The sequence below is a fragment of the Rathayibacter sp. AY1D1 genome (assembly GCF_002932635.1).
Taxonomy (GTDB): Bacteria; Actinomycetota; Actinomycetes; order Actinomycetales; family Microbacteriaceae; genus Rathayibacter.
In genome coordinates this window covers 233,524-249,655 of sequence record NZ_PSVY01000001.1, presented here as the reverse complement: position 1 = coordinate 249,655, position 16,132 = coordinate 233,524, and the positions used below count along the sequence as shown (strand labels likewise).

Here is a 16,132-nt window from a genome sequence, read left to right as displayed (position 1 = left end):
GTACCCCTATGCTCCGGTGGTGAACTTGGTGATGAGTCCGAGCACCACGATGCAGGCCAGCCAGACGACGCCCAGGATCACGGTGATGCGGTTGAGGTTGCGCTCGGCGACGCCCGACGCGCCGAGGTTGGAGGTGACTCCGCCCCCGAACATGTCGGACAGACCGCCGCCGCGCCCCTTGTGGAGCAGGATCAGCATGGTGAGCAGGAGGCTCGTGATGCCCAGGATGACCTGGAGCACGACCTGGAGGATGTCCACGCGGTACCTTTCGAAGTTCTGGCGCGTTGCGCGCCCCGACGAGTATAACGGCGCCTGCGAATCCGCGAGGAATGCGTCGTCCCGTGTTCGGGGCGATGTATACGAGTGTCCGTCGAGGGGCGGAGCGGGTGGCCTCGTCGCGGTGCCCTCGACAACCTCTTCAGTCGCCGGACCGCGAGCCTGTGATCCACGTACCAGCGGACCGATCGAGCCGAACGCGCCACTCTCTCGGAGAGCACCCCGCGACGAGCCGACAGCACCGCACCGGCCAACGCGCGAAGCCGGTGTGGGATCTCCGAGGCGAACCGGCGATCCGCGTCCCAGCGGATCTCCGTAGCCGAACGCATCCCGCTCTCGGAACCGCGCCCCGTCGCGAAGCCGACCCCGCCACGCCGCGCGGGGAGCGGCGTGGACGAAGCGAGGCGAACCGGTGATCCGCGTTCCAGCGGATCGACGTAGCCGGACGCATCCCGCTCTCGGAACCGCGCCCCGTCGCGAAGCCGACCGCGCCACGCCGCGCAGGGAGCGGCGTGGACGACGAGAGGGCGGGCCCGATGGGCCCGCCCTCTCGTCGCAGCAACTCAGACCCCGACGTGGTTCCGGAATCGTGCGATCGCCGCGAACTCGTCGACCTGGAGGCTGGCGCCTCCGACGAGTGCTCCGTCGACGTCGGGCTCGCGCATGAAGCCGGCGATGTTTCCGGACTTCACGGAGCCGCCGTAGAGGATGCGGGTCTTCGCGGCGGTGTCGGCGCCGAGGACGTCGGCGACGACTCCGCGGAGCGCCTTGCAGACCTGCTGGGCCTGCTCGGGCGTCGCGGCCTGTCCGGAGCCGATGGCCCAGACCGGCTCGTAGGCGACGACGAGGTCGGCGTCCGCGGGGAGGCCGGTGAGGGCCTCCTTCAGCTGGGCGACCGGCACAGCCGACGGGCCGTGCTTCTCGAGGTCCTCCGCGGTCTCGCCGACGCAGATGATCGGAGCGACGCCGTGATTGACGGCCGCGGCCGACTTGGCGGCGATGTCCGCGTCCGTCTCGCCGTGGAGCGTGCGACGCTCCGAGTGGCCGACGATCACGTAGTCGCAGTCGAGCTGCTTCAGGAACTGGCCCGAGATCTCACCGGTGTAGGCGCCGCTGTCGAACTTCGAGACGTCCTGCGCGCCGTACTTGAGCGGCAGCTTGTCCGAGTCGACGAGGATCTGCACGGGCCGGAGGTCCGTGAAGGGCGGGAACACCGCGACCTCGACACCGTCGAAGTCGTGGTCGGCGTCCTTGAGGCTCCACGCCAGCTTCTGCACGAAGGCGATGGCCTGGAGGTGGTCCAGGTTCATCTTCCAGTTGCCGGCGATGAGCGGGGTGCGGGCGGCGGTGTCTACCATCCGAGGACCTCCAGTCCGGGGAGGCGCTTGCCCTCGAGGAATTCGAGGCTCGCTCCGCCTCCCGTCGAGATGTGGCCGAACTGGTCGTCGCGGAACCCGAGGGCGCGGACGGCCGCGGCGGAGTCGCCTCCGCCGACGACGCTGAGGCCGTCGACCTCGGTGAGCGCCTGCGCGACGGTCTTGGTGCCCGCCGCGAACGGCTCGAGCTCGAAGACGCCCATGGGGCCGTTCCAGAACACCGTCTCGGACGCCGCGGTGATCTCGGCGAAGTGCGCGGCGGTGTCCGGTCCGATGTCCAGGCCGAGGCCCTTCTCACCGAAGGGCGTGCCCTCGATCGCGTCGGCCGAGGCGACCTGGTGCTCGGCGTCGGGGCCGAACTCCGACGCCACGACGACGTCCGTCGGCAGGACGATCTCCACGCCCAGCTCCTTCGCCTTCGCGAGGTAGCCGAGCACGGTGTCGACCTGGTCCGCCTCCAGCAGGCTGGCGCCGACCTCGTGGCCCTGGGCCTTGAGGAAGGTGAACAGCATTCCGCCGCCGATGAGGATCGAGTCGACCTTCGGCAGCAGGTGCTCGATCACGCCGAGCTTGTCCGAGACCTTCGAGCCGCCGAGGACGACCGCGTAGGGGCGCTCGGGCTTCTCGGTGAGCCGCTCCAGCACCTCGAGCTCGGCCGCGATCAGCGTGCCGGCGGCGCTGGGGAGAAGCTCGGCGAGCTCGTAGACGCTCGCCTGCTTGCGGTGCACGACGCCGAACCCGTCGGAGACGAAGGCGTCGCCGTAGGCGGCCAGCTTCTCGGCGAAGGTGCGGCGCTCGGCTTCGTCCTTGCTCGTCTCGCCGGCGTTGAACCGGAGGTTCTCGAGGACGACGACCTGGCCGTCCTCGAGGGCGTCGACGGCGGCCGACGCCGCCTCCCCGACGGTGTCCTCGGCGAAGGCCACCGGAGCGTCGAGCAGCTCGCCGAGGCGGGCGGCGACGGGAGCGAGGCTGTACTTCGCCTCGGGCTTCCCCTCGGGGCGCCCGAGGTGGCTCACGACCACGACTCGGGCGCCCTCGGAGACCAGACGCTGGAGCGTGGGCACCGACGCGCGCACGCGGCCGTCGTCCGTGATCGTTCCGTCCTTCAGGGGGACGTTCAGATCGCAGCGGACGACGACGCGCTTGCCTGCGAGGGAGCCCAGTGAGTCCAGAGTGCGGAGCGTCACTGCGCGCAGCCCTTAGAGCTTGCCGGCGACGAACTCGGTGACGTCGACGAGGCGGTTGGAGTAGCCCCACTCGTTGTCGTACCAGGAGGCGACCTTGACCTGGCTGCCGATGACCTTCGTGAGGCCCGCGTCGAAGATCGACGAGTGCGGGTCGGTCACGATGTCGCTCGAGACGATCGGGTCCTCGGTGTACTTGAGGATGCCCTTGAGGTCTCCCTCGGAGGCCGCCTTGTACGCCGCGTTGATCTCCTCGACGGTGGCGGGCTTGGTCAGCTCGACGGTGAGGTCGGTGATCGAGCCGGTCGGGACCGGGACGCGGAGGGCGTAGCCGTCGAGCTTGCCGACGAGCTCCGGGATGACCAGGCCGAGCGCCTTGGCGGCACCGGTCGAGGTCGGGATGATGTTGACGGCGGCAGCGCGGGCGCGACGCAGGTCGCTGTGCGGGCCGTCCTGGAGGTTCTGGTCGGCGGTGTACGCGTGGACCGTGGTCATCAGGCCGCGCTCGATGCCGAAGTTGTCGAGCAGCACCTTGGCGAGCGGCGCGAGGCAGTTCGTGGTGCAGGACGCGTTCGAGATGATGTCGTGCGTCGCGGGGTCGTAGGTGTTCTCGTTCACGCCGAGGACCAGGGTCGCGACGTCGCTGCCGGTGGCGGGAGCGGAGACGATGACCTTCTTGGCACCCGCGGTGATGTGCTTGCGCGCGTCCTCCGACTTGGTGAAGCGGCCGGTCGACTCGATGACGACGTCGACTCCCAGCTCGCCCCAGGGAAGGTTCGCGGGGTCGCGCTCCTCGAGGACGATGATCGGCTTGCCGTTGACGACGATGCGGTCGCCGTCGAGCTCGACGGTCGCGTCGAGGCGTCCCGTGATGGAGTCGTACTTCAGGAGGTGCGCGAGGGCCTTGTTGTCGGTGAGGTCGTTGACCGCGACGATCTCGAGGTCGCTGCCCTTGGCGAGGGCTGCACGGAAGAAGTTACGGCCGATACGGCCGAAGCCGTTGATGCCGATCTTGACGGACACAGATATCTCCTGGTGAGGAAAGGCACCTCGACGGTGCAGTGGAGGGGTGGAAGCCGACGACAGGGCGTCCCGGACGCGGGGCCCGGGACGCCGAGATCGCTACGACAGTAGCAGCAGGCCCGAAGTCTTCTCGCGGGCCTTCTCGAAGCGCGCGGAGACGTCGGCCCAGTTCACGATGTTCCAGAACGCCTTGACGTAGTCGGCCTTCACGTTGACGTAGTCGAGGTAGAAGGCGTGCTCCCACATGTCGAGGAGGAGGACCGGGACGGTCGCCGCGGCGAGGTTGCCCTGGTGGTCGTAGAGCTGCTCGATGATGAGCTTCTCGCCGAGAGAGTCCCAGGCGAGGATCGACCAGCCGGAGCCCTGGATGCCGAGGGCCGAGGCGGTGAAGTGGGCGCGGAACTTGTCGAACGACCCGAAGTTGTCGTCGATGGCCGCGGCGAGCTCGCCGACGGGCTTGTCGCCGCCGTCCGGCGAGAGGTTGTTCCAGAACACGGTGTGGTTCACGTGACCGGCGAGGTTGAAGGCGAGGTCCTTCTGGAGCTTGTTCACGTTCGCGAGGTTCTCGCTGTCGCGAGCCTCCTGCAGCGAGGCGAGGGCGGTGTTCGCCCCGGCCACGTACGTCGCGTGGTGCTTGTCGTGGTGGAGCTCCATGATCCGCCCACTGATGTTCGGCTCGAGGGCCGAGTAGTCGTAGGGCAGTTCGGCGAGCGTGTAGTCAGCCATGTGCGATCTCCTGTTCGTGGTCGTCGCTCCCGTGCGACCCGCCGGCGTCTCGGCGTCCTCCGCGAGGCGGAGGAGGAGGGCCGGGAGTGTCTTGAGCGACCCGGTCAGTCTAGCGAGGGGGCCCCTCCGCGTTCGGAGGGCTTGCGTTGTTCGACCAGGAGACACTCAGCGTTCGCCGGGCGGGGCGCGCCGTGCGGCCGGACCTACAGGTCCTGCAGCTCGGCCGGGAGGTTCGCGTCGGTGCCCGGGATGTCGAGGTCGGACGCGCGCTTGTCGGCCATCGCGAGGAGGCGGCGGATGCGGCCGGCGACGGCGTCCTTCGTCATCGGCGGATCGGCGTGGTGGCCGAGCTCGTCGAGGCTCGCTTCGCGGTGCGCGAGGCGCAGGCGCCCGGCGTAGCGGAGGTGCTCGGGGATGTCGTCGCCCAGGATCTCCATCGCGCGCTCGACGCGGGCGCACGCCGCGACGGCGGCCTGGGCGGAGCGGCGGAGGTTCGCGTCGTCGAAGTTGACGAGGCGGTTCGCGGTCGCCCGCACCTCGCGGCGCTGGCGCAGCTCCTCCCAGCTCGCGACGGTCGCGGTCGCGCCCATCAGGGTGAGCATCGCGCTGATGCTCTCGCCGTCGCGGATGACGACCCGGTGGACCCCGCGCACCTCGCGGGACTTGGCCTGGACTCCCAGGCGTCCGGCGGCTCCGACGATCGCCATGGCCGCCTCGTTGCCGGGGCAGATGATCTCGAGCGCCGCGGAGCGGCCCGGGTCGGTCAGCGAGCCCTGGGCGAGGAAGGCGCCGCGCCACAGGGCGGCGAGCTCCTCGCGGGAGCCGGTCGTGAGGCGGTTGGGCAGGCCGCGGACGGGCCGGCCCCGCTGGTCGAGGAGGCCGGTCTGCCGGGCGAGGGTGTCCCCGCCCTCGACGACGCGCACCAGCCAGCTCGTGGTCCTCCGGGATCCGCCGGCCGAGACGATGCTGCCCTCGCTGCGGACGCCGTACAGCTCGGCGAGGTCGCGGCGCACGCGGGTCGCGAGCGGGGCGGAGTCGAGCTCGACCTCGACCGCGAGGCGGTTGGAGATGATGTGCAGTCCTCCGGAGAAGCGGAGGATGGTCGCCAGTTCGGCGGCACGGACGGTGTTCTTGCGCGAGACGATCGCGACCAGTTCGCCCTTGACGTCTGCGGTGAGGGCCACGGAGTCTTCCTTACGTCGGGTGCGCGGCTGAGCGCGCGGGGATCATTCTCGGCCGAGGTCGCGGTGCGCCACGTTGACTGCGACGCCCGGCAGCTCGGCCAGACGGGCCGCGACACGGCCCGCGACCGCGACGGAGCGGTGCTTGCCTCCCGTGCAGCCGATCGCGATGGTCGCGTGGCGCTTGTTCTCGCGCTGGTAGCCGTCGAGCACGGGGCGCAGGGCCCGGGAGTAGGAGTCGATGAACTCCTCGGCGCCCTGCTGGGCCAGCACGTAGTCTCTCACCTCTTCGTCGAGACCCGTGTGCGGACGCAGCTCCGGGATCCAGTACGGGTTCGGCAGGAACCGCGCGTCGGCCACCATGTCGGCGTCCGTCGGCAGCCCGTACTTGAAGCCGAAGCTCATCACCGTGACCTGGAGGCCCGCGCGGCCGGCCTCGGCGAAGCGCTCGGTGATGCTGGTGGCCAGCTGGTGGATGTTGAGGTCCGAGGTGTCGATGACGATGTCGGCCGACTCCCGCAGCTGAGCGAGGCGCGTCCGCTCGGCGGAGATGCCGTCGAGGAGGGTCCCCCGGCCCTGCAGCGGGTGCGGACGGCGCACCTGCTCGAAGCGGCGGACGAGCGCGGCGTCGGTGGCCTCGAGGAACACCACTCGGAGGTCGACCCCGGCGCGCAGCTCGCGGACGATGTCGCCGAGGTCCTCGAAGAAGTCGCGTCCGCGGACGTCGACGACCGCCGCGATCTTCGGCAGCGTGTCCCCTGCACGCTGCGCCAGGTCGACCAGCGGGCGCAGCATCTGCGGCGGCAGGTTGTCGACGACGTACCAGCCGAGGTCCTCCAGCGCGTTCGCGGCCGTGGACCGGCCCGCTCCGGACATCCCCGTGACGATCAGCACGTCCTGCTGCTCGCTCTCCGTGCTCATGCGCTCTCCGTGCTCGTGTCTGCTCGTGTCCTCGGTGCCGGGCACCGGCCGCTCTCCCCCGGAGCGCGGGCCTCCAGCCTAGGGCGTGCCCCCGACGGCGGACCCGTCCGGATGCAGGTGCGCGTGGATCGCGCCCGCCAGCGTCGGGCCGATGCCCTTGACCTCGGCGATCTCGGCCTCGCCCGCCTCGCGGAGCCGGGCGACGGATCCGAAGTGCTTCAGCAGGTCGCGAACTCGCGTGCCTCCGAGCCCGGGCACCTCGGCCAGCTGCGACGAGATGTCGCGCTTGCGACGCGTCCTCTGGTGGGTGATCGCGAAGCGGTGCGCCTCGTCGCGGATGCGCTGGAAGAGGAAGAGCGCATCGCTGTTGCGCGGCAGGATGACGGGGAAGTCGGAGTCCGGCAGCCAGATCTCCTCGAGGCGCTTGGCGATCCCGCAGAGGGTGATGCCGGTCACCCCGGACTCGTCGAGCGCGCGCTGCGCGGCTGCGACCTGCGGCTGACCGCCGTCGACGATCAGCAGCTGCGGGGGGTACGAGAACTTGCGCCGCTTGGCCTCGCCGGTCTCGGGGTCGACCGCCGCGGGCTCGACCGGCTCGCGGAGGTACGCGAGGCGGCGGGTCAGCACCTGGTGCAGCGACTCGGTGTCGTCCGTCGACTCCGCGATGGAGAACCGCCGGTACTGGTCCTTCCGCGCGAGCCCGTCCTCGAAGACCACCATCGAGGCGACGATGTTGGTGCCGCTGAGGTGGGAGACGTCGTAGCACTCCATCCGGAGCGGCGCCTCGCTCATGCCGAGGGCGTCGCGGATGTCCTCCAGGGCCTGCGTCCGAGCGGTGAAGTCGGCGGAGCGGCGGGTCTTGTAGAGCATCAGCGAGTGCTTCGCGTTCTGCGTCGCCGTCTCGAGGAGGGCGGCCTTGTCTCCGCGCTGGGCCGCTCGGAGGCGCACGTTCGTGCCGCGCAGTCCGCTCAGCCACTCCTCGAGCGCCTCGGTGTCCTCGGGCAGCTCCGGCACGACGACCTCCCGGGGCGGGACGTCGCCGGTCTCGTAGGCGGCCTGCAGTGCCGTGTCGACGAGCTCCGCCGTGCTCATGTCGAGCTCCTTGTCGACGACCCAGCCCCGCTCGCCGCGGATGCGCCCGCCGCGGACCCGGAACTGCTGCACGGAGGCGGCGAGCTCGTCGTGGACGATCGCGTAGAGGTCGACGTCCACGTTGTCCTTGAGCACGACCGCGCTCTTGGCGAGGACCGCGTCGAGGGCGGCGGCCTGATCGCGCAGCTTCCCGGCGCGCTCGTACTCCATCGCGGCGGCGGCCTCGCGCATCTCCTTCTCGAGCTCGCCGATCATCCGGCGGTCGTGGCTGCCCATGAAGGCGACGAAGCGGTCGACCATCTCGCGGTGCTCGGCGAAGGTGACGCGGTGGGAGCAGGGCCCGCCGCAGCGGCCGATCTGCGACGCGAAGCAGGGCTTGCCGCTCTGCATGGCGCGCTTGTAGTTGGAGTCGTTGCAGGTCCTGATCGGGAACGCCTTGATCATCAGGTCGATCGTCTCGTGGATCGCCCAGATCTTGGGGTAGGGCCCGAAGTAGCGGGCCTTCCTGATCTTGGCGTTCCGCGTGACCATCACCCGCGGGGCCTCGTCGCCGAGCGTCACCGCCATGTAGGGGTAGGACTTGTCGTCGCGGAACTTGACGTTGAAGGGGGGATCGAACTCGTTGATCCAGGTGAACTCGAGCTGCAGGGCCTCGACGTCGGTGCCGACGACGGTCCACTCGACGCCGGAGGCCGAGGTGACCATCCGCCGGGTGCGCTCGTGCAGGCTCGGCAGCGGGGCGAAGTAGTTGCTCAGCCGCGCGCGGAGGTTCTTGGCCTTGCCCACGTAGAGCACCCGCCCCCGGGCGTCCGTGAAGCGGTACACGCCGGGGAGGGTCGGGATCTCACCCGGCTTCGGCCGGAAGTCGACTGTCTGCGCCATGCCTCTCGCTCGCGTCAGCCGAGGATCTCGGCGAGGAACATGCCGGTGTGGCTGCCCTCGACCTTCGCCACGTGCTCGGGGGTGCCCACCGCGACCACCTGTCCGCCGCCGGCGCCGCCCTCGGGACCCATGTCGATCAGCCAGTCGGCGGACTTGATGACGTCGAGGTTGTGCTCGATGGTGATCACCGTGTTGCCCTTGTCGACCAGGCCGTTGAGGACGAGGAGGAGCTTGCGGACGTCCTCGAAGTGCAGGCCCGTCGTCGGCTCGTCGAGCACGTAGACGCTGCGGCCGTTGGAGCGGCGCTGGAGCTCGGTGGCCAGCTTGACGCGCTGCGCCTCGCCGCCGGAGAGCGTGGTCGCGCTCTGGCCGAGGCGGACGTAGCCGAGGCCCACCTCCACCAGCGTGCGGAGGAAGCGGTGGATCGCCGTGATGGGCTCGAAGAAGTCGGCCGCCTCGGCGATCGGCATGTCGAGCACCTCGGCGATGTTCTTGCCCTTGTAGTGCACGGTCAGTGTGTCGCGGTTGTAGCGCGCTCCCCCGCAGACCTCGCACGCCACGTAGACGTCGGGCAGGAAGTTCATCTCGATCTTGATGGTGCCGTCGCCCGAGCAGGCCTCGCAGCGGCCGCCCTTGACGTTGAAGCTGAAGCGTCCGGGCAGGTACCCCCGCGCCTTCGCCTCGGTGGTCTCGGCGAAGAGGTTACGGATGCGGTCGAACACGCCCGTGTAGGTGGCGGGGTTCGAGCGCGGCGTGCGGCCGATCGGGTTCTGGTCGACGTGCACGACCTTGTCGAGGTTCTCGAGGCCGGTGACGCGCGTGTGCTTGCCCGGCACCTTGCGGGCGCCGTTGAGCTGGTTGGCGAGCACGCGGTAGAGGATGTCGTTCACGAGGGTGCTCTTGCCGGAGCCGGAGACCCCGGTGACCGCGACGAACGTGCCGAGCGGGAACTCCGCGTCGACCTTGCGGAGGTTGTTGGCGTTCGCCCCGACGACCTTGATCATCCGCTTGCGGTCGATCTTCCGCCGCTTCTTCGGGACCTCGATCGCCTTGCGGCCCGAGACGTAGTCGCCGGTGAGCGAGTGGGTGTTCTCGAGCAGCGACTCGTAGGAGCCGGAGTGCACGACCTTGCCGCCGTTGACCCCGGCGCCCGGGCCGATGTCGACGATCCAGTCGGCGGTGCGGATGGTGTCCTCGTCGTGCTCGACCACGATCAGCGTGTTGCCCAGGTCGCGCAGCTTGATGAGGGTGTCGATCAGGCGGCGGTTGTCGCGCTGGTGCAGGCCGATGCTCGGCTCGTCGAGCACGTAGAGCACGCCGGTCAGCCCGGAGCCGATCTGGGTCGCCAGGCGGATGCGCTGCGCCTCGCCGCCCGACAGGGAGGCGGCGGCGCGCGAGAGGTTGAGGTAGTTGAGCCCGACCTCGATGAGGAAGTCGATGCGCGCGCGGATCTCGCGCAGCACCTGCGCGGCGATGTGCGCCTCGCGGTCGGTCAGCTCGAGCCGGCTCATGAAGTCCTGGGCGTCGCCGAGGCTGAGGTCGGCCACGTCCGCGATGCTCGCCCCGTGCACGAGCACGGCGAGCACCTCGGGCTTGAGGCGGGAGCCCTTGCACACGGGGCAGGGCACCTCGCGGAGGAACTCGGACCAGCGGGTGCGCTGGACGTCGGTCTCGGCCTGGACGAACTGGCGCTCGATGTAGGGCACGACGCCCTCGAAGCCCGAGGTGTAGCTCATCTCGCGGCCGTAGCGGTTCTTCCACTTGACCTTGACCTCGAAGTTGTCGCCGTGGAGGACGGCCTGCTGCACCTCGGTGCTGAGGCGCTTCCACGGGGTGGTGAGCGTGAAGCCGAGGTCGCGGGAGAGGCCGTCGAGCAGCTTCTCGTAGTACTGGAACAAGCCCTTGCCCTGGGTGGTCCAGGGGATGATGACGCCCTCGGCGATGCTCAGGTCGGGGTCGCCGAGCAGCAGCTCGTCGTCGACCGACATGCGCGTGCCGAGGCCCGAGCACTCCGGGCAGGCGCCGAAGGGCGCGTTGAAGGAGAAGGTCCGCGGCTCGATCTCGGTCAGCGAGATCGGGTGGTTGTTGGGGCAGGACAGCTTCTCGGAGTAGGTGGTCCAGGCGCCGTCGCCCTCGCCGTCGACGTAGTTGATCTGCACGATGCCGTCGGTGAGCCGCAGGGCCGTCTCGAGCGAGTCGGTGAGGCGCCCGAGGATGTCGGGGCCGGCCACGAGCCGGTCGACCACGACCGAGATGTCGTGCTTGTACTGCTTCTTGAGCACCGGCGGCTCGCTCAGCTGGACGAGCTTCCCGTCCACCATGGCGCGGGAGTAGCCGCCCGCGGTCAGCTCCTTGAAGAGGTCGACGAACTCGCCCTTCTTCTGCGAGACGACGGGGCTGAGGATCTGGTAGCGGGTACCGGTCTCGAGCTCCATCAGCTGGTCGGCGATCTGCTGCACGGTCTGCGCGGAGATCCGCTCGCTGCAGATGGGGCAGTGCGGGACGCCGATGCGCGCCCACAGCAGACGCATGTAGTCGAAGATCTCGGTGATCGTGCCGACGGTGGAGCGCGGGTTGCGGTTCGTCGACTTCTGGTCGATCGAGACCGCGGGGCTGAGGCCCTCGATGAAGTCGACGTCCGGCCGGTCCACCTGCCCGAGGAACTGGCGGGCGTACGCGGAGAGGGACTCGACGTAGCGCCGCTGGCCCTCCGCGAAGATCGTGTCGAAGGCCAGCGAGGACTTGCCCGAGCCCGAGAGACCGGTGAACACCACCATCGAGTCGCGCGGGATCTCGAGGTCGACGTTCTGCAGGTTGTGCACCCGCGCGCCGCTCACCACCAGCTTCGAGGACGACTCGTCGAGCGAGGAGACGAAGCGGTGGAAGGAGGGAGAGGGGGTGGAGGAGGGGTCCGTAACGGCGTTCAGGATCGACACTCCGAAAGTGTATGCGGAGCCACCGACATCGCCCGTGGCGTTCGCTGGGCGCTGATCCGCGGGCCCCTCCCCTTGCGGATCAGCGCCTCCGATCAGGACAGGTGCCCGGCCTTCTCCATCTGGCGGAGCTCGCGCTTGAGCTCCTGGACCTCGTCCCGCAGCCGGGCCGCGAGCTCGAACTTGAGCTCGCCCGCCGCCTGGAGCATCTGCCCGTTGAGGTCGGAGATGATCGCCTCGAGGTCGTTGCCGCCGTTCGCGGCGAGACCCTGACGGCGCAGGTTCGGCGTCGGGCTCTTCTTCTTGGCGTCGCGCCCGGCGAGCAGCTTGGCGGTGTCAGCCCCCTCGCGGGCGAGGGCGTCGGTGATGTCGGCGATCTTCTTCCGCAGCGGCGTCGGGTCGATGCCGTGGTCGAGGTTGTAGGCGACCTGCTTCTCGCGTCGGCGGTCGGTCTCGTCGATCGCGAGCCGCATCGAGTCCGTCACCTTGTCGGCGTACATGTGGACCTCGCCCGAGACGTTGCGCGCCGCACGGCCGATCGTCTGGATCAGCGACGTGGACGAGCGGAGGAAGCCCTCCTTGTCGGCGTCGAGGATCGCCACGAGCGAGACCTCCGGCAGGTCGAGCCCCTCGCGCAGCAGGTTGATGCCGACCAGGACGTCGTACACGCCCGCCCGCAGCTCCGAGAGGAGCTCGACGCGGCGCAGGGTGTCGACATCGGAGTGCAGGTAGCGGACGCGGACGCCGGCCTCCGTGAGGAAGTCGGTGAGCTCCTCGGCCATGCGCTTCGTCAGCGTCGTGACGAGCACGCGCTCGTCGCGCTCGGTGCGGCGCTTGATCTCCTCGAGCAGGTCGTCGATCTGGCCCTTCGTCGGCTTGACGACGATCTCGGGGTCGATCAGGCCGGTCGGGCGGATGATCTGCTCGACGATGCCGTCGGCGATGCCCATCTCGTAGCGGCCCGGGGTCGCCGAGAGGTAGACGGTCTGACCGACGCGCGACTTGAACTCCTCCCACTTCAGGGGCCGGTTGTCCATCGCCGAGGGCAGGCGGAAGCCGTGCTCGACCAGCGTGCGCTTGCGGGACGCGTCGCCCTCGTACATCGCACCGATCTGCGGCACCGTCACGTGCGACTCGTCGATCACGACGAGGAAGTCGTCCGGGAAGTAGTCGAGCAGGCAGTGCGGGGCCTCGCCCGACTCGCGGCCGTCGATGTGGCGGGAGTAGTTCTCGATGCCGGAGCAGAATCCGATCTGCTGCATCATCTCGAGATCGAAGGTCGTGCGCATCCGCAGGCGCTGCGCCTCGAGGAGCTTGTTCTGCTTCTCGAGGTCGGCCAGGCGCACCTCGAGCTCCTGCTGGATGGTGTCGATCGCACGGTGCATGACGTCCTGGCTGGCGACGTAGTGCGAGCCGGGGAAGACCGACACGGAGTCGAGCTTCCGGACGATGTCGCCGGTGAGCGGGTGGAGCGTGTAGAGCGCCTCGATCTCGTCGCCGAACATCTCGATCCGGATCGCGAGCTCCTCGTACATCGGGATGATCTCGATCGTGTCGCCCCGCACCCGGAAGGTGCCGCGGGCGAAGTCGACGTCGTTGCGCGCGTACTGCATCGACACGAACTTGCGGATGAGGCGGTCCCGGTCGACCCGCTGGCCGACCTGGAGCGCCACCATCGCCTCGAGGTACTGCTCGGGCTGGCCGAGGCCGTAGATGCACGAGACGGTCGACACCACGATCACGTCGCGGCGGCTCAGGAGCGAGTTCGTGGTGGAGTGGCGCAGCCGCTCGACCTCGGCGTTGACCGAGCTGTCCTTCTCGATGAAGGTGTCGGTCTGCGGGACGTAGGCCTCGGGCTGGTAGTAGTCGTAGTACGAGACGAAGTACTCGACGGCGTTGTTGGGGAACAGCTCGCGGAACTCGTTGGCGAGCTGCGCGGCGAGGGTCTTGTTGTGCGCGAGCACGAGCGTGGGGCGCTGCACGGCCTCGACGAGCCAGGCCGTGGTCGCGGACTTGCCGGTCCCGGTGGCGCCCAGCAGGACGACATCGGTCTCGCCGGCGTTGATGCGGGCGCTCAGATCGGCGATCGCGCCGGGCTGGTCACCGCTCGGCTTGTACTCGCTGATGACCTCGAACGGGTGCACGGCACGGGTTGGCTCCATGGTTCGAAGCGTAGCCGCGACCACCGACACCAGACGGCGCGTGCGCTGGCGGCGAACGGGGGTGCGCTCTCCGGCCGGGCCGCTCGGCCACGAGGGCGGGTGTCCGGGACGGACCGTCAGCGGGCGAGACGCTCCCACAGCGCGTCGGTCCGAGCGAGCGTCTCCTCCAGCGTGCCGGAGGAGTCGATCACGACGTCGGCGAGGGCGAGGCGCTCCTCGTCGCTCGCCTGCGACGAGACCCGCGCACGAGCCTCCTCCTCGGTCAGTCCCCGGAGGGCGACGAGACGCTCGATGCGGAGGTGCTGCGGCGCGTGCACGACGACCACCTCGTCGAACTCCCCCGCTCCACGGCCCTCGGCGAGGAGGGGGACGTCGTAGACGACCACCGCGGCCGGGTCCGCCTCGGCGGCCTCCGCGAACAGCCGCTGCGAACGGAGGGTCACCGCCGGATGGGTGATGGCATTGAGGTCGGCGCGGGCCGCCGCGTCCGAGAAGACGATCGCGCCGAGCGCCGGGCGGTCGAGCGCGCCGTCCGCGCGGATCACGGACGGGCCGAAGCGCTCGGCGATCGCCGCCAGCGCCGGCTCCCCCGGCTCGACGACCTCGCGCGCGAGGACGTCGGCGTCGACCACCACCGCTCCGTGCTCGGCGAGACGGCGGGCGACGGTGGACTTGCCCGAGGCGATGCCTCCGGTGAGGGCGACGAGATGCACCCGGCCACCCTACCCAGCGCCGTCGCCCGGAACGCCGAACGGCCGGCCCCCGAGGGGACCGGCCGTTCGATGCGATGTGCTCGCGATCAGTTGTTCGAGGACAGCTTCTCGCGGAGCGCGGCGAGCGACTCGTCGTCGGCGAGGGTGCCGCCGGTGGTCGACTCGCTAGTGAAGCCGGCGCCGACCGAGACGCCCTCGGAGACGGTGGCCGCCTCCTCCTGCGACTTGGCGACCTGGGCCTTGTGAGCCTCCCAGCGCGCCTGAGCAGCGGCGTACTCCAGCTCCCAGGCCTCGCGCTGCGACTCGAAGCCCTCGCGCCACTCGTTGGTCTCGGGGTCGAAGCCCTCGGGGTACTTGTAGTTCCCCTGGTCGTCGTACTCCGTGGCCATGCCGTAGAGCGCCGGGTCGAACTCGGTGCCCTCGGGGTCGACGTTCTCGTTCGCCTGCTTGAGCGAGAGGGAGATGCGGCGACGGTCGAGGTCGATGTCGATGACCTTGACGAACACCTCTTCGCCGACCGACACGACCTGCTCGGCGAGCTCGACGTGCTTGCCCGACAGCTCGGAGATGTGGACCAGGCCCTCGATGCCGTCCGCGACGCGGACGAAGGCACCGAACGGGACCAGCTTCGTGACCTTGCCCGGCGCGACCTGTCCGATCGCGTGGGTGCGGGCGAAGACCTGCCACGGGTCCTCCTGGGTCGCCTTGAGCGAGAGCGACACGCGCTCGCGGTCGAGGTCGACCTCGAGGATCTCGACGGTGACCTCCTGGCCCACCTCGACGACCTCGGAGGCGTGCTCGATGTGCTTCCAGGAGAGCTCGGAGACGTGGACGAGACCGTCGACGCCGCCGAGGTCGACGAACGCACCGAAGTTGACGATCGACGACACGACGCCCTTGCGGACCTGACCCTTGTGCAGGTTGTTCAGGAACGTGGTGCGGCTCTCGGACTGGGTCTGCTCGAGGAGCGCGCGACGCGACAGGACCACGTTGTTGCGGTTCTTGTCGAGCTCGAGGATCTTCGCCTCGATCTCCTGGCCGAGGTACGGCGTGAGATCGCGGACGCGGCGCAGCTCGATGAGCGAGGCCGGGAGGAAGCCGCGGAGGCCGATGTCGACGATGAGACCGCCCTTGACGACCTCGATGACCGAGCCGGTGACGACGCCGTCCGACTCCTTGATCTTCTCGACGTCGCCCCACGCGCGCTCGTACTGCGCACGCTTCTTGGACAGGATCAGGCGACCCTCCTTGTCCTCCTTCTGGAGGACGAGGGCCTCGACGCTGTCGCCCACGTTGACGACCTCGGAGGGGTCGACGTCGTGCTTGATGGAGAGCTCGCGCGAGGGGATGACGCCCTCGGTCTTGTAGCCGACGTCGAGGAGGACCTCGTCGCGGTCGATCTTCACGACGGTGCCTTCGATGAGGTCTCCGTCGTTGAAGAACTTCAGAGTCTTTTCGACCGCGGCAAGAAAGTCTTCAGCAGACCCGATGTCGTTGATCGCGACCTGCTTGGTTGCCTTGTCGGTCGTTGCGGTTGTCATTAAGGGATGCTCCAGGATGGATGGGTCTCGGGCGGCGGCCGCCTGCGGGCCTCGCGGCTCGGCGGAGTGGTGACCACTGCGGTGGTGAGGGATGTGCCTCCGGCCCGGGAGCCGCGCTCGAC

At 69.5% G+C, this 16,132-nt stretch carries 12 protein-coding genes; all 12 read right to left on the bottom strand.

What is annotated here, in order from left to right:
- Positions 1-6 precede the first annotated feature (6 nt).
- The gene (gene secG, locus C5C56_RS01170; RefSeq protein WP_104221915.1) at positions 7-258 is read right to left on the bottom strand and encodes a preprotein translocase subunit SecG; all 252 of its coding nucleotides are present in this window, start codon (positions 256-258) and stop codon (positions 7-9) included.
- Between the two features lie 581 nt (positions 259-839).
- Positions 840-1,634: a triose-phosphate isomerase gene (gene tpiA / locus C5C56_RS01165; protein ID WP_104221913.1), complete on the bottom strand. Its 795-nt coding sequence runs from the start codon at positions 1,632-1,634 to the stop codon at positions 840-842.
- On the bottom strand, positions 1,628-2,839 hold the full coding sequence (locus C5C56_RS01160) for a phosphoglycerate kinase (protein WP_104318990.1): 1,212 nt from the start codon (positions 2,837-2,839) through the stop codon (positions 1,628-1,630). The genes tpiA and C5C56_RS01160 overlap by 7 nt, the downstream gene beginning before the upstream one ends.
- A gap of 12 nt (positions 2,840-2,851) precedes the next feature.
- On the bottom strand, positions 2,852-3,859 hold the full coding sequence (gene gap / locus C5C56_RS01155; protein ID WP_104221909.1) for a type I glyceraldehyde-3-phosphate dehydrogenase: 1,008 nt from the start codon (positions 3,857-3,859) through the stop codon (positions 2,852-2,854).
- Between the two features lie 99 nt (positions 3,860-3,958).
- A complete protein-coding gene (locus C5C56_RS01150; RefSeq protein WP_104221907.1) occupies positions 3,959-4,585 on the bottom strand; it encodes a superoxide dismutase in 627 nt (208 codons plus the stop codon).
- A gap of 203 nt (positions 4,586-4,788) precedes the next feature.
- Positions 4,789-5,769: a DNA-binding protein WhiA gene (whiA, locus tag C5C56_RS01145; RefSeq protein ID WP_104318989.1), complete on the bottom strand. Its 981-nt coding sequence runs from the start codon at positions 5,767-5,769 to the stop codon at positions 4,789-4,791.
- A gap of 42 nt (positions 5,770-5,811) precedes the next feature.
- Positions 5,812-6,687: an RNase adapter RapZ gene (gene rapZ / locus C5C56_RS01140; protein WP_097166020.1), complete on the bottom strand. Its 876-nt coding sequence runs from the start codon at positions 6,685-6,687 to the stop codon at positions 5,812-5,814.
- A gap of 78 nt (positions 6,688-6,765) precedes the next feature.
- Positions 6,766-8,661, bottom strand: a complete 1,896-nt coding sequence (gene uvrC, locus C5C56_RS01135) for an excinuclease ABC subunit UvrC (protein WP_104268633.1) — start codon at positions 8,659-8,661, stop codon at positions 6,766-6,768.
- A gap of 14 nt (positions 8,662-8,675) precedes the next feature.
- Entirely contained in the window at positions 8,676-11,501 is a 2,826-nt protein-coding gene (uvrA, locus tag C5C56_RS01130; RefSeq protein WP_244229661.1) for an excinuclease ABC subunit UvrA, read from the bottom strand.
- A gap of 188 nt (positions 11,502-11,689) precedes the next feature.
- Positions 11,690-13,756: an excinuclease ABC subunit UvrB gene (uvrB, locus tag C5C56_RS01125; protein WP_104221901.1), complete on the bottom strand. Its 2,067-nt coding sequence runs from the start codon at positions 13,754-13,756 to the stop codon at positions 11,690-11,692.
- Positions 13,757-13,872: 116 nt separating this feature from the next.
- Positions 13,873-14,469 carry a dephospho-CoA kinase gene (coaE, locus tag C5C56_RS01120; RefSeq protein WP_104221899.1) on the bottom strand — a complete coding sequence of 199 codons (597 nt, stop codon included), beginning with the start codon at positions 14,467-14,469 and terminating at the stop codon, positions 13,873-13,875.
- An 86-nt stretch (positions 14,470-14,555) separates the two neighbouring features.
- The gene (rpsA, locus tag C5C56_RS01115; protein ID WP_104225298.1) at positions 14,556-16,010 is read right to left on the bottom strand and encodes a 30S ribosomal protein S1; all 1,455 of its coding nucleotides are present in this window, start codon (positions 16,008-16,010) and stop codon (positions 14,556-14,558) included.
- Positions 16,011-16,132 lie beyond the last annotated feature (122 nt).

Coding starts and splice junctions, on each gene's coding strand:
- uvrC (WP_104268633.1), bottom strand. CDS start 8,661: ATGGCGCAGACAGTCGACTTCCGGCCGAAGCCGGGTGAGATCCCGACC.
- uvrB (WP_104221901.1), bottom strand. CDS start 13,756: ATGGAGCCAACCCGTGCCGTGCACCCGTTCGAGGTCATCAGCGAGTAC.
- tpiA (WP_104221913.1), bottom strand. CDS start 1,634: ATGGTAGACACCGCCGCCCGCACCCCGCTCATCGCCGGCAACTGGAAG.
- rapZ (WP_097166020.1), bottom strand. CDS start 6,687: ATGAGCACGGAGAGCGAGCAGCAGGACGTGCTGATCGTCACGGGGATG.
- rpsA (WP_104225298.1), bottom strand. CDS start 16,010: ATGACAACCGCAACGACCGACAAGGCAACCAAGCAGGTCGCGATCAAC.
- C5C56_RS01150 (WP_104221907.1), bottom strand. CDS start 4,585: ATGGCTGACTACACGCTCGCCGAACTGCCCTACGACTACTCGGCCCTC.